The 13,892-nt window shown below is 44.0% G+C and carries 14 protein-coding genes and 1 other annotated feature (1 of these 15 only partly in view); of the genes, 12 read left to right on the forward strand and 2 right to left on the reverse strand.

What is annotated here, in order from left to right:
• Window positions 1–95: a sequence feature (ribosomal protein L20 leader region), on the forward strand (it extends 50 nt beyond the left edge of the window).
• A gap of 57 nt (window positions 96–152) precedes the next feature.
• From infC to rplT, 3 genes are read left to right on the forward strand one after another with little or no spacing between them, the layout of a single operon-like run.
• The gene (infC, locus tag NYE72_RS06355; RefSeq protein WP_036679510.1) at window positions 153–650 is read left to right on the forward strand and encodes a translation initiation factor IF-3; all 498 of its coding nucleotides are present in this window, start codon (window positions 153–155) and stop codon (window positions 648–650) included.
• A gap of 60 nt (window positions 651–710) precedes the next feature.
• A complete protein-coding gene (gene rpmI / locus NYE72_RS06360) occupies window positions 711–911 on the forward strand; it encodes a 50S ribosomal protein L35 (protein WP_036679507.1) in 201 nt (66 codons plus the stop codon).
• Window positions 912–942: 31 nt separating this feature from the next.
• A complete protein-coding gene (gene rplT / locus NYE72_RS06365; RefSeq protein WP_036679505.1) occupies window positions 943–1,302 on the forward strand; it encodes a 50S ribosomal protein L20 in 360 nt (119 codons plus the stop codon).
• A gap of 129 nt (window positions 1,303–1,431) precedes the next feature.
• Here the strand turns inward: rplT and NYE72_RS06370 are convergent, their stop codons facing one another.
• Complete coding sequence (locus NYE72_RS06370; protein WP_051491073.1) at window positions 1,432–1,974, reverse strand: acyl-CoA thioesterase; 543 nt, start codon at window positions 1,972–1,974, stop codon at window positions 1,432–1,434.
• 309 nt (window positions 1,975–2,283) lie between these two features.
• On the opposite strand from NYE72_RS06370, the gene NYE72_RS06375 reads away from it, so the two are divergent.
• The 5 genes from NYE72_RS06375 (at window position 2,284) to NYE72_RS06395 (ending at window position 7,588) form a co-directional block, all read left to right on the forward strand.
• Entirely contained in the window at window positions 2,284–3,333 is a 1,050-nt protein-coding gene (locus tag NYE72_RS06375; RefSeq protein WP_036679503.1) for a BMP family ABC transporter substrate-binding protein, read from the forward strand.
• 179 nt (window positions 3,334–3,512) lie between these two features.
• Window positions 3,513–5,051, forward strand: a complete 1,539-nt coding sequence (locus tag NYE72_RS06380; protein WP_036679500.1) for an ABC transporter ATP-binding protein — start codon at window positions 3,513–3,515, stop codon at window positions 5,049–5,051.
• Window positions 5,044–6,117 carry an ABC transporter permease gene (locus NYE72_RS06385; protein WP_036679498.1) on the forward strand — a complete coding sequence of 358 codons (1,074 nt, stop codon included), beginning with the start codon at window positions 5,044–5,046 and terminating at the stop codon, window positions 6,115–6,117. Before NYE72_RS06380 ends, NYE72_RS06385 begins: the two co-directional genes overlap by 8 nt.
• Window positions 6,118–7,074 carry an ABC transporter permease gene (locus NYE72_RS06390; protein WP_036679496.1) on the forward strand — a complete coding sequence of 319 codons (957 nt, stop codon included), beginning with the start codon at window positions 6,118–6,120 and terminating at the stop codon, window positions 7,072–7,074.
• 184 nt (window positions 7,075–7,258) lie between these two features.
• Window positions 7,259–7,588: a hypothetical protein gene (locus NYE72_RS06395; RefSeq protein ID WP_036679494.1), complete on the forward strand. Its 330-nt coding sequence runs from the start codon at window positions 7,259–7,261 to the stop codon at window positions 7,586–7,588.
• A gap of 22 nt (window positions 7,589–7,610) precedes the next feature.
• Here NYE72_RS06395 and NYE72_RS06400 read toward each other — a convergent pair whose 3' ends face one another.
• Window positions 7,611–8,057 carry a GNAT family N-acetyltransferase gene (locus tag NYE72_RS06400; protein WP_036679492.1) on the reverse strand — a complete coding sequence of 149 codons (447 nt, stop codon included), beginning with the start codon at window positions 8,055–8,057 and terminating at the stop codon, window positions 7,611–7,613.
• 591 nt (window positions 8,058–8,648) lie between these two features.
• Between NYE72_RS06400 and ilvB the strand changes: the two genes are divergently transcribed.
• The 4 genes from ilvB to NYE72_RS06420 all read left to right on the forward strand — a co-directional run bounded on the left by ilvB (window position 8,649) and on the right by NYE72_RS06420 (window position 13,690).
• The gene (gene ilvB, locus NYE72_RS06405) at window positions 8,649–10,391 is read left to right on the forward strand and encodes a biosynthetic-type acetolactate synthase large subunit (RefSeq protein ID WP_036679490.1); all 1,743 of its coding nucleotides are present in this window, start codon (window positions 8,649–8,651) and stop codon (window positions 10,389–10,391) included.
• Window positions 10,388–10,876 (forward strand): acetolactate synthase small subunit, encoded by a 489-nt coding sequence (gene ilvN / locus NYE72_RS06410; protein ID WP_170914191.1) that lies wholly within the window; start codon window positions 10,388–10,390, stop codon window positions 10,874–10,876. The genes ilvB and ilvN overlap by 4 nt, the downstream gene beginning before the upstream one ends.
• 177 nt (window positions 10,877–11,053) lie before the next feature.
• Complete coding sequence (gene ilvC / locus NYE72_RS06415; protein ID WP_036679485.1) at window positions 11,054–12,046, forward strand: ketol-acid reductoisomerase; 993 nt, start codon at window positions 11,054–11,056, stop codon at window positions 12,044–12,046.
• Between the two features lie 102 nt (window positions 12,047–12,148).
• A complete protein-coding gene (locus NYE72_RS06420) occupies window positions 12,149–13,690 on the forward strand; it encodes a 2-isopropylmalate synthase (RefSeq protein WP_036679482.1) in 1,542 nt (513 codons plus the stop codon).
• Window positions 13,691–13,892: the final 202 nt, after the last annotated feature.

The raw sequence follows: 13,892 nt of genomic DNA on the forward strand, positions 1-13,892 counted from the left end.
TGGTTTTGATCTCAATGCTTTATGAATGTTAATGTTCATGAACGTTGATCAAACACGGGGTGTCGGGTGTTACCGGCACCCCTTTTTTATGGAGTTACGTGAGAATAGTTGTTAAAAAGATCCGGAGGTGGAGAGTTATCAGTAAGGAACATATGATCAATGATGAAATTCGGGCCAAAGAGGTACGGTTGGTTGGTGCGGAAGGTGAGCAAATCGGAATTAAACCGATCCGCGAAGCGCTGCAAATGGCGATCGATCTTAATCTGGATCTAGTCAATGTAGCACCACAGGCTAAGCCGCCGGTATGCCGCATCATGGATTACGGCAAGTTCCGTTATGAAACGCAGAAGAAAGAGAAGGAAGCGCGTAAAAACCAGAAGGTCGTTGATATCAAGGAAGTCTGGTTCCGTGCTAACATTGAGGAACATGATTATCAAACTAAGTTCCGCAATGTGATCAAGTTCTTGGGTGAGGGCGATAAAGTGAAGTGCTCCGTACGTTTCCGCGGACGTGAGATTACACACGCGAATATCGGCCAAAAAATCCTCGAACGAGTGAAGAACGAAGTGGCTGATATATCTGTTGTTGAGCGCCAGCCAAAGCTGGAAGGCCGCAGCATGATTATGATTTTGGCTCCTAAAGCTCAATAAATCTGGAGTCACTTGCTTATCTGCAATTTGGCGCCGCATAATATTCAAGGAGGAAACACCATGCCTAAGATGAAAACACACAGCAGCCTGAAAGGCCGCTTCAAAATTACCGGAACTGGTAAAGTAACACGTTACAAAGCTCACAAAAACCACTTGCTGTCCCACAAATCTAAACGCGCTAAGCGCGTTCTGAACGGAAATCCAGTAATGGCCCCTGGGGATGTAAGACGTTTGAAACAAGGATTGGCTAACTTGAAATAGTTTATTACACATTTTTGGGAGGTTTATTAATATGGCAAGAGTTAAGGGCGGATTTGTAGTTCGTCGTAAACATAAAAAAGTGTTGAAATTGGCAAAAGGTTATTTCGGTTCTAAACACCGTATTTTTAAAACAGCTAAAGAACAAGTAATGAAATCGATGGTTTACGCTTACCGCGACCGTCGTCAAACTAAACGTAACTTCCGCAGACTGTGGATCGTTCGTATTAATGCAGCAGCTCGTTTGAACGGTCTTTCTTACAGCAAGCTTGTATACGGCCTGAAATTGGCTGGTGTGGAAGTTAACCGTAAGATGCTGGCTGATCTGGCTGTGAATGATCTTAACGCATTCAACTCCTTGGCTGGTATTGCTAAAGAGAAAATCAACGCGTAAGTGTTGTAATATAACCGAAAAGCACCGCCTGCGGGTTGCCCATGCAGCGGTGCTTTTTTGTGCGGTAAGATAGGTAGGAAGCAGCATTGGGTTTCCCTACATAAAAGAAAAAGCTCTGCGGATGCAGAACTATTCCCAATACTTTATGGTATTTAATTGAGCAGCGAGCTTTTTGCTGATGTTGCGGCGTACTTTTCGCAGCTCGGAACGTTCATTAGCGGATTCATTGATCAGCTTCTCTTCGTCTGTCTCTGGGATAATAGCTGGAACCGGAGTAGGTGTGCCATCCTCTTCGACTGCGACAAAGGTTAGAAATGAAGTGGCAGCGACAGCGCGCTCTCCAGTATATAGATTTTCTGAAATGATCTTTACAAACACCTCTATGCTTGTCCGTCCAGTCCAGGAGACGAAGGATTCAAAACATACGGAGTCAGTAGGCCGAATGGGTCTCAAGAAGTCTACAGAGTCTGTAGAGGCTGTGACGACGTTAGTTCGACAATGGCGCATAGCTGAAATGGAGGCTACTTCATCGATGCCGCTCATAAGCTTGCCGCCGAATAATGTTTTGTGATTATTGACATCATTAGGGAAAACGCGTCCGGTTTTGAAGACACGGGATTCACGGCAATATTTGAAGGCCGGTGTTGTTTGTGGATTTATTTCTTCGGTCATGATCTGATAACTTCCTTTCAGTGCAATTACTAAGGAATCATAATAATAGAAAACACTTAAGTGTGCAATAATATTTGTAATGTGTTGGAATACTATACAGAGTAAAATCAGGGTTTCTGACATTAACCAGACATAACTATAACATGCTATGTCATGGAAAGCGGTTACTTGCTAAAAAGTGCAAATTATTATTGACCTGAGGTCATTTATGCACTGGATTTTAGATTTTATTGCAGTTATAATTTGAACTAATGGAATGTCCAAGCAGAACACAGAAGACATCCAATATTTTAAGGGGGATTACATTCAATGAAAAAAGGTTTAAAGCTATCTCTTGCAATGTTGCTGTCTCTTACAGTCGTTTTGACAGGCTGTGGAAACAACAATAACAACGCCGCTAAAGGTGAAACTAATGCAGGAACCAATGCAGGAACAAACGCACCTAAATCCGATTTCAAATTTGGTATGGTTACTGACATTGGTGGCGTAAACGATAAATCGTTTAACCAATCCGCATGGGAAGCATTGCAAGCTCTTGAAAAAGAAACAGGTAGTGGCGTTAAGTACTTGCAAAGTAAATCAAATGCTGACTATGAGCCAAACCTTAACTCCTTCGTTAAAGATGGATACAACTTGACTTGGGGTATTGGTTTTGATCTTGGCGACGCAATTAAAAAAGTAGCTACTGAGAACCCAAATGCTAACTTGGCTATCATTGATAGCGTAGTTGAAGCTCCTAACGTAGCTTCCGTTACTTTCTCCGAAAATGAAGGTTCTTTCTTGGTTGGGGTGGTTGCTGGTCTGACTACAAAAACTAACAAAGTTGCATTCATCGGTGGTCTGGAAAGCCCTGTAATCAAACGTTTTGAAGCTGGCTTTAAAGCGGGTGTAGCAGCAGTTAACCCTTCAGCTAAAGTAACACCTACTTATGCTGGTGGTTATGACAAACCAGACGTTGGTAAATCTCTTGCAGCTACATTGTATAACGACGGAAACGACATTATCTTCCCTGCTGCTGGACAAACAGGAAATGGCGTATTCAACGAAGCTAAAGCTCGTAACAAAGCAGGCGGTTCTAAAGTATGGGTTATTGGTGTAGATAAAGACCAATCCATCGAGTTTGGTACTGACGTTACTTTGACTTCCATGATCAAACGTGTAGACGAAGCTGTTCTTAAAGTTTCTAAAGAAGTAATTGACGGTACGTTCAAGGGTGGTACTACAACCGTTCTTGGTCTGAAAGATAATGGTGTAGGTATTTCTGATACTAAGGACAACGTTTCTGAAGAGATCCTGGCTAAAGTTGAAGAATACAAAAAACAAATCATTGATGGAACAATCACTGTTCCTTCCGAGTAATAGTTAGTCTCCATTTATTGCATTACAATAAGGATCAAAGAATAAGGCCGGTGTTGTGCTGGCCTTATTCCTTGTTAAAGCACTGGTTATGATATGAGGAACATAGATATACCGCCTTACAAAGGGCGGTACATCCGTGTCTATAAGGTAGTTATATATTCTGTGATGAGGGTGATTCCATGAGTGCTGCGGCTCCTGTCGTAGAGTTGAAGCAAATCACAAAACGCTTTCCCGGTATTGTTGCTAACGATTCCATTAGCTTGACGCTTAAAAAGGGTGAAATTCTTGCATTGCTTGGTGAGAATGGTGCAGGCAAGTCCACTTTAATGAATATTGTATTTGGATTGTATCAACCGGATGAAGGCAGTATTGAAATCGACGGGAAACCGGTTATTATTGATAACCCCAATAAAGCTATTGAGCTTGGTATTGGTATGGTTCATCAGCATTTCAAGCTTGTGGAGCCTTTTACGGTGACCGAGAATATTGTTCTTGGGATGGAGCCGAAAAAAGGTCTTAAAATTGACTATAAATCCGCTGCGGAACAGGTTCGGAAGCTATCGGAGCAATATGGCCTGCAAGTGAATCCAAATGCCGTTATTCATGACATTTCGGTAGGTATGCAGCAAAGGGTAGAGATTATGAAGACCCTGTACCGTGGAGCGGATATTCTCATATTTGATGAGCCGACCGCAGTACTTACGCCTCAAGAAATTACGGAACTCATGGCGATTATGAAGCGGCTTGTTGCAGAGGGAAAATCCATTATTTTGATCACGCATAAGCTTAAAGAAATCATGCAAATATCTGATCGGGTCACCATTATTAGACGTGGGAAAGTAATTGATACTGTGAATACCGCAGAGACTAACCCTAATGAGCTAGCTGAAAAAATGGTTGGGCGTGGCGTAACTTTCAAAGTGGACAAGAAAGCTCCTGAGGTTGGTCAATCTGTACTCAAACTGAAGGATGTCAGCAGTAAGAGTAAAGACGGGGTCTCCGTACTGGATGGTCTTAGCTTTGAAGTTAAAGCAGGGGAAATTCTCGGGATTGCTGGCGTAGATGGCAATGGACAAAGTGAGTTGATCCAGGCCATTACAGGTCTGCGCAAAATTGATTCGGGTTCGATTACCGTGTCTGGCAATGAAATTGCTAATTTATCACCGCGGAAGGTTTCAGAGATGAATGTCTCTCATATTCCTGAGGACCGCCACAAGCATGGGTTAGTGCTTGATTTCACCATGAGTGAGAATATGGTTTTGGAAACTTATTATAAGAGTCCTTACAACAAAAATGGCTTTTTGCAAAATGATGTCATTGATAAGTACGCAGCGAAGCTTATAGAGCAATTTGATGTACGTACACCTTCAATAGAGACCAAAGCCCGTTCTTTATCCGGCGGAAATCAACAGAAAGCGATTATTGCGCGGGAAATAGATAAAAATCCGACATTGTTAATTGCCGCACAACCTACACGCGGTCTAGATGTTGGGGCTATCGAATTTGTTCAGAAGCAACTCATAGCTCAGCGTGATCAAGGAAAGGCTGTTCTACTTATTTCCTTTGAATTGGACGAGATTATGAACGTCTCTGACAGAATCGCTGTTATCTATGAAGGGAAAATTGTCGGTGAAGTGTTCCCGCAAGATACGAATGATCAGGAACTGGGTCTTATGATGGCAGGCAGCTTGCAGCGGGGAGGTAAGGCAGTTGAATAAGTTCAAAAAAATCTTCACAACTGACAGCTACATCGTTCCTCTGGTTGCCATCGTGCTTGGTTTTCTTGTGGGAGCAATAGTTATGCTTCTGGGCGGTTATGATCCGATAACTGCTTACTCCGCACTGTTCAAACGGGTGTTTGGTAATTTGTATAACTTTGGTGAAGCTGTGCGCGAAATGACACCATTAATGCTTACAGGGCTAGCCGTAGCTTTCGCATTCCGTTCAGGGATGTTTAATATCGGGGCAGATGGCCAAGTAATGATTGGTATGACAGCGGCAACAGTGGTGGGTATTAAGATGGCAGGTCTGCCGTCCTTCCTGCTTGTCCCGCTTGCTGTAATTATTGCGGGTCTCTGCGGTGGTTTATGGGCAGGGATTGCCGGTTATTTGAAAGCAAAACGTGGGATTAATGAAGTTATTACCACAATCATGTTAAACTGGATCGCTCTTTACCTGTCGAATTATATCGTTAGAAACTTTTTGTTGCTTCCAGGACAAAATCGTTCCGAGGATATTCCGGCTTCACTTTCCATGACCTTTTTGAATTCGATATTTGATAATGCACGTCTACACTGGGGTACAGCTATTGCTCTTGCTGCAGCGGTATTCTTCTATGTGTACTTATGGAAGACCAAGCAGGGCTACGAAATGCGTGCAGTTGGTTACAATCCACATGCTGCCGAATATGCAGGGATGAATGTTGGACGTAACGTTATGAAGGCAATGTTCATAAGTGGTGTATTCGCCGGTCTGGCCGGAGCAGGAGAGGTGCTTGGTGTATTCCATTATCAAGCTATTTTCGCGGCATCGCCAGGATATGGATTTGATGGTATCGCCGTTGCTCTTCTTGGTTTAACACATCCACTTGGTGTTATTCTGGCTGCGATTCTCTACGGTACGCTGACTTATGGTTCTGCGGGTATGAGTTTTGCTGCAGATGTTCCACCGGAGCTTATTCGTATCGTTATTGGTTCAATCATATTCTTTATTGCGGCACAAGGGATTGTGCGCTGGGTGCTTAAGCCCTTTTACTTCAAGCGCAAGAAAGAGAAGGTGTTATAGATGGATCTGCAGACGTTAGGTCAACTGCTTAATACAACGCTTGTTTTTTCCACAGCGCTCATTTTTGCCTCACTTGGCGGCATCTTCTCTGAACGTTCCGGTGTCGTAAACATTGGACTTGAAGGTTTGATGATGTTTGGTGCCTTTGCGGCAGCAGTAGGCGGTTATTATGCTCAGGACGCTGGAATGGGCGAATGGGCTCCTTGGGTTGGTGTACTCTGTGCTATAGCTGTTGGTGTGCTAGGCTCACTAATTCATGCGGTTGCATCTATAACCTTTAAATCTGATCAGACGATTAGTGGTACGGTTATTAACTTTTTAGCTGCAGGCAGCACGCTCTACATGGTAAAGCTCCTGTTTGATGGATCTGCTGAAACTCCGATCATTGACGGATTCAGCAAGGTTGCAATTCCTGGGCTCTCCAAAATCCCAGTGATTGGTGAAGGGATTTTTAATTCCTATCCTACAACTTATCTGGCCATAATACTGGTCATCGTTATTTATTTGGTTCTGTTTAAGACGCCATTTGGATTGCGTTTGCGTGCTGTAGGTGAGCATCCAAGTGCTGCAGATACACTAGGTGTAAAAGTTAATCGGATGAGATATATCGGTGTAATGTTGAGTGGATTGATGGCGGGTATTGGTGGGGCTACAATCACTTTAACAACGACCGGAACCTTTGGACATAATACAATCTCTGGTCAAGGTTTTATCGCCATTGCAGCGATGATCTTTGGGAAATGGAATCCACTTGGTGCCTTTGGTGCAGCGGTATTCTTCGGATTCTCCCAAGCGATTCGCAACTATGTTCAATTGTATGAGTGGTCACAAAATATTCCTCAAGAGTTTATCTTTATGATCCCTTATGTACTGACTATCATCGTACTGGTAGGGGCTGTAGGCCGTTCCTCTGCTCCTAAGGCATTAGGACAGCCATACGATCCTGGTAAGCGATAGAAATGTAACTTTTCAAAGCCGTATTTCCGGTCTTTTCCCGGAAATACGGCTTTTTTATTAGGATCAGCAAGGATAAACATTGAGGTAGGAGGGCAAGTGTACAGGCGAAGGTCCTTTCCAACGAATAGACTGTTTTGTAGATGATGCGAATGAGAGGCGTACAAAACATTTAGGAGGGGATCATATGACTAAGCCAGTTACGAAGAAGCAAGTTATGAGACTCGTAGGTAAGCAGATCATTGCAGTAAAAAAAGACGGTACTCAGGTGACAGGTAAACTGCTGCGTGTATCCGGAAATCGTCTGATATTACAACGCGTAAGTGGTAAAAAAGTACAAACCAAAGCAATCATTCCTTTAGTGTTGTTTGATTTGCTTGCCATTGGTACAGCACCTTATGCTTTTGGTGGTGGCTATGGCGGTGGAGTGCCTTATGGTGGAGGTCCTGGCTATGGCAATCCTTATGGAGGCTATGGGTACGGAGGCACACCCTATCCACCTTTCGGATTCTTTTAAGTTCAGTTGAGTTTTGATTTAATTAGATGAACCTTTTTTCCAGTTCGTAACAGAAGCTTAGGGATTGATAACGGGCTACGCTGTAGCCCAATTTTTGATAAAAGGCAAGAGCTGCTGTATTTCCTAAATCGACGGATACCTTAGCCCGATGACATCCGCGTGATAGTGCAAATCGTTCTGCTCGATCCATGAGCATATTCCCCAAGTGTTTGCGCCGTGCTGCGGGTGCTATGGCTAACATATCGATATAAAGTAAATCACCATGCAGCAGGAAATGGACAAACCCCATTGGATCACTCTCATAGTCGGGACAGGCGACTAAGGTGATACCGTGTCCCAGACGACGGGGGATATCTTTTTTGATTTTGGCAATTTCAGTCTTTGGCAAATGAGATAATGGTACAAGCTGTCGCTCGATTAAATCAAGGATAATGACGTCATCCTGCTTGGGTCGACGATAACGGATCATAGAGCGCCCCCTTTCTACGCATTGTCGTACATCATATGTCGGGAGCGGGGTGGGGGTTCCCAGCACGTAGAAGTAGGAGTTGTGACAATATTAAAAATAAGGGTATTGACTTATCCATGTTAGGAATCATATAATGTGTCTAAACATTTTATCGAACATACATGTATCGGCAATGATGAGGACGAAGTTTTAAGGGCTCTTTTGCTCAGAGAGTGTGAGGATCTGCTGCAACCTCCACCGAAATCCCTTATATACGAGCTCACCTCGGAGCTGTTTTCCTGAAAGGTCCACTGGCTAGAGTGGTGGAATTATTAGGGGAAATCGTTTAGTCCGCGTTAGGGACTTCAGGTTACAGAGATTAGGGCCCTTGCCTACATCGATGGATTTTTGTATACCTGATAAGGCGTTGCATCGCGAGATGTAATGCAAACATGGGTGGTACCACGGAAGATCAACCTTTCGTCCCTCACGCGCTAATACTGTGCGTGGGAGGCGAAAGGTTTTTTTGTTTTATAAGGAACCATTTGCTGATGTATAAAGGACGGTCCGTCATTTGCATAATGAATGTTAAATATCGGAGGAGGAATACTGATGAGCGCGCAAATACCGGAATTACGGTCTACTGAGCAGTTAAAAGAAAAATGGATGGAGCCGGAGGTCATTTCCGGTTCCGAGATATTACTCCGCAGCCTTGTATTAGAAGGTGTAGACACTGTATTCGGATATCCGGGTGGAGCTGTATTGTACATCTATGATGCATTGTACGGTTTTACGGATTTCAATCACGTGTTAACACGTCATGAGCAAGGTGCTATTCATGCAGCTGACGGTTACGCTAGAGCAAGTGGCAAACCAGGGGTATGTATTGCTACCTCGGGTCCCGGAGCAACGAATCTTGTAACAGGTATTGCTACAGCATATATGGACTCCACTCCATTGGTTGTAATCACAGGTAACGTATTCTCCAGCCTGATCGGTACAGATGCTTTCCAGGAAGCAGACATTACCGGGATAACGATGCCAATTACTAAGCATAGCTACTTTGTAAGAGATGTTGAGGATCTCCCGCGTGTTATACATGAAGCTTTCCATGTGGCGAATACCGGTCGTAAAGGTCCAGTGTTGATCGATATTCCGAAAGACGTGTCAGCAGCGAAGACGTTGTTCACACCAGTGAAAACAGTGAATCTTCGGGGCTACAATCCTTGTACAGTTCCAAACAAACTGCAGCTTGATAAATTGGTTCGTGCGATTGCGGTTGCTGAACGTCCGATTATCATTGCAGGTGGTGGAGTTATTTACTCCGGAGCACATGAAGCTATGTTCGAATTCGTGAAACGGACAGAGATTCCAATTACTACAACCTTGCTGGGTCTCGGAGCTTTCCCTAGTGCAGAAGAACTTTGGATGGGAATGCCGGGTATGCATGGTACGTATACCGCGAATAATGCGATTCAACAGTGCGATTTGCTCATTAATATCGGTGCACGTTTTGATGATCGTGTTACTGGCAGACTGGACGGCTTCGCGCCAAAAGCCAAAATCGTGCATATCGATATAGACCCTGCAGAAATCGGGAAAAATGTATCGCCTGATATTCCGATTGTAGGCGATGTGAAAACTGTATTGGAAATGCTGAATCCTGAGGTTGGCCGCGCATCTAATGCTGATGCTTGGAGAACACAGATTGCTCAGTGGAAGCTAGATCAGCCGCTTCGGTATAAGGATTCAGAAACAGAGCTTAAACCACAATGGGTGATTGAAATGATCAATGACACCACTAAAGGTGAAGCGATTGTCACAACGGATGTTGGTCAGCATCAAATGTGGGCTGCACAATACTATAAGTTCAATCATCCGCGTTCATGGATTACTTCAGGTGGTCTTGGAACGATGGGCTTCGGATTCCCGTCAGCTATCGGTGCACAGATGGCACATCCTGAACGGTTGGTAGTATCGATTAATGGTGATGGCGGCATGCAAATGTGTTCCCAAGAGCTAGCAATATGTGCGATTAACAATATACCAGTCAAAATTGTAGTAATTAACAATCAGGTGCTTGGCATGGTTCGCCAATGGCAGAATCTTATCTATGATAAACGTTACAGCTTTACAGATCTCGCAGGCAGTCCGGACTTCGTTAAGCTGGCTGAGGCCTATGGCGTAAAAGGTCTACGGGCGACGAATAAGGAAGAAGCACGTGATGCATGGCAGAAGGCACTGGAAACACCGGGTCCAGTATTGGTAGAATTCGTTGTTCCAAAAGACGAGAATGTCTACCCGATGGTAACTCAAGGTTCAACCATCGATCATATGCTGATGGGGGATGAATAACAGTGACAAGACATACGATTTCTGTACTCGTAAATGACCAGCCGGGTGTGCTTCAACGGGTGTCGGGTTTGTTCGGTCGCCGCGGATTTAATATTGAGAGTATTACGGTTGGCCAGTCTGAAGAGGTTGGATTGTCCCGGATGGTTATCGTTACTCTTGGAGACCAGCATACGCTTGAACAAATCGAGAAGCAGCTCTACAAGTTAATTGATGTAATTAAAGTCGTTGATCTTGGATCTAAGCCAATGGTTGCTCGTGAGCTGGCTCTGATTAAAGTGAATGCTGATCCAAGTGAGCGTCCGGAAATTATGGGCGTTGTAGAAACCTTCCGGGCTTCAGTTGTTGATATTGGCAGCACTACATTGTTAGTACAGGTAGTTGGAGATACAGTGAAGATTGATGCGATGATCGAGCTTTTGAAACCTTATGGAATCAGAGAGCTGTCTCGCACGGGTATTACGGCTATGGTACGCGGTAACTCTTAAATATTTTATTTTGCGACTTTAACGGATTACTGCTTGATTGCATTAATCTGATATGATATGAATGAACTTCCCGCTAAAGAGCGGGAGCTTGAGGAGCAGCTAGATCTTCTATGAATCCAGTTCTCTTGAAGCACCCGCTCTTTATGATGGGTCTCAAATTAAAGGAGGATATTGACAATGGCAGTTACAACGTACTATGAACAGGATGCAGAACTTAGTGTATTAAAAGGAAAGACAATTGCGGTAATCGGGTACGGTAGCCAAGGACATGCCCAAGCACAAAACCTGCGTGACAGTGGTCTTCAAGTTGTCATCGGTCTTCGTGAAGGTAAATCTTTTGAAACTGCGAAAAATGACGGTTTTGAAGTATTGCCAGTTGCTGAAGCAGTATCCCGTGCAGATGTTGTGCAAATCCTAATGCCAGATGAAACACAGGCTTCGGTATATAAAAATGAAGTAGAACCAAACCTCAAAAAAGGCGCAGCTTTGATGTTCTCCCACGGATTTAACGTACACTTTGGACAAATCGTTGCTCCTAAAGATGCAGACGTGCTGCTTGTAGCACCAAAATCTCCAGGTCACATGGTTCGTCGTACTTATGTTGAAGGCTTTGGCGTTCCTGGCTTGATTGCTATCGAACAAGATGCAACTGGAAAAGCTAAAGAAATCGGTCTTGCTTATGCAAAAGGTATCGGCTGTACACGTGCAGGGGTTATCGAAACTTCTTTCCGTGAAGAAACCGAAACTGACTTGTTCGGTGAACAAGCTGTACTTTGCGGTGGTGTATCCGCACTGATCAAAGCTGGCTTCGAAACATTGACTGAAGCAGGATATGCTCCTGAAATGGCTTACTTCGAATGTCTGCACGAATTGAAGCTGATCGTTGACATGGTATACGAAGGCGGATTGTCCAGCATGCGCGATTCCATCAGTAACACTGCTGAGTACGGTGACTATGTAACTGGACCACGCATTGTAACTGAAGATACTAAAAAAGCTATGAAAGCTGTTCTGACAGATATTCAAGAAGGTAAATTCGCTCGTGACTTTATCCTTGAAAACCAATCCGGACGTGCTTTCCTTACCGCTACTCGCCGCAACGAAGCTGCTCACCCAGTAGAAGTTGTAGGTAGCCAATTGCGTGAAATGATGCACTGGATTAAGAAATAATCATAATCATACTTATGATTAAATAGTATTACCTTCAAATGCGGCCGTGACTTTGCGAGCCGCATTTGAAAGTTTCAGCACAATTTTTGGGAGGTGCTTAGCATGCGGAAAATTTATGTGTTCGATACGACACTGCGAGATGGAGAGCAGTCACCAGGTGTGAACCTCAACACGCGTGAGAAAGTGGAGATCGCTTACCAGTTAGAGAAGCTGGGAATTGATCGCATGGAAGCGGGTTTTCCTGCAGCTTCTCCAGGTGATCTAGCTTCTGTTAATGCGGTGGCAAGAGCTGTGAAGAACGTCACGGTAATCGGCCTTTCTCGTTCTAGAGAGACAGATATTGATGCTGTAAAAGAAGCACTACAGGGAGCGCAGGACCCTTGTATTCATATTTTTCTAGCTACATCTCCTATTCACCGCCAGCATAAGCTACGGATGGATAAGGCTCAGGTGTTGGAAACTGCACAGTCTGCTATCCGATACGCTAAAAAATATTTCCCTAAGCTCGAGTTTTCATTAGAAGACGCGGGCCGTACGGAGTATGATTTCATGGCTGAAATGGTCGGCATGGCTATCCGGGAAGGCGCTAATGTTGTTAATATCCCGGATACTGTAGGTTATTTGAATCCTTCGGAGTACGGAGCTATCTTTAAATATCTAAAAGAGAATGTGCCTGATATTGAACGCGTACAGCTTAGTGCCCATTGTCATAACGATCTTGGTATGGCTACAGCAAATACGCTGGCTGCGATTCAGAATGGTGCAGATCAGATCGAAGGAACGATCAACGGTATCGGTGAACGTGCCGGGAACACAGCGATTGAAGAAGTTGCGCTAGCGCTTGAGACACGGGCTGAATTTTTTGGCGCAAAAACATCGCTTACGTTATCCGAGATCTCTCGCACAAGCCGTCTGGTCAGCAAGCTGACAGGTATGGTGGTTCCAGGGAATAAAGCGATTGTAGGAGCTAACGCATTTGCTCATGAATCGGGTATTCACCAGGACGGGATGCTGAAAGAGAAAACTACCTACGAGATCATGACACCGGAGACTATTGGACTTAAAGAGAGCAAGCTGGTACTCGGCAAACACTCTGGACGTCACGCTTTCCGCGATAAGTTGAGTGATCTAGGGTATGATGTGTCCGAAGAAGAGCTGAACACCGCTTTTTCTAGATTTAAGGATTTGGCAGATAAGAAAAAAGAAGTATCAGATGAAGACATTTTGGCTTTGATTGAAGAGAAATTAATTGATACGCCAGAAGTCTTTAAGCTGCAAACGATGTTCGTTACTTATGGTAATGAAGCTGTTCCAACCGCCAAGGTTATTATTGCGGGTCCGGAAGACCAGCCGATTGTAGCTGAGGCAGAAGGTAATGGTTCAGTAGATGCCATCTACAATGCTATTGATAAAGCCACGAATGAGGAAGTTACCCTTGGAGATTATTCGATTAAATCGGTCTCCCGTGGTAAAGATGCGCAAGGTGAGGTTCATGTAGTACTGTCGCAGGGAGAAGTAGCTGCACAAGGCCGTGGACTTAGCACCGATATTCTGGAAGCAAGTGCCCGCGCTTATATTGATGCGCTGAACAAGCTTCTGGAGAAGCGTAAGACTTACACCAAACGTGATCACGCTAGTCTATAAGATGTACAATGTTGTTATTTTTATTTTCCACTAAGTAGTAAATACGACAGGGATATGCGAGTTATTGCGCATATCCCTGTTTTTTTTGCAATAAAAAGATCTCCAAGACTGTAATAGGATGCTGTTCAGATTATGTATAGATGGACTATTTACAATAGTTGTTAGGTTGCAAATTTATATCATGAAAAAGAGTCAAGGAGGT

The organism is Paenibacillus sp. FSL L8-0333 (assembly GCF_037965665.1).
GTDB classification, from domain to species: Bacteria; Bacillota; Bacilli; order Paenibacillales; family Paenibacillaceae; genus Paenibacillus_AQ; species Paenibacillus_AQ odorifer.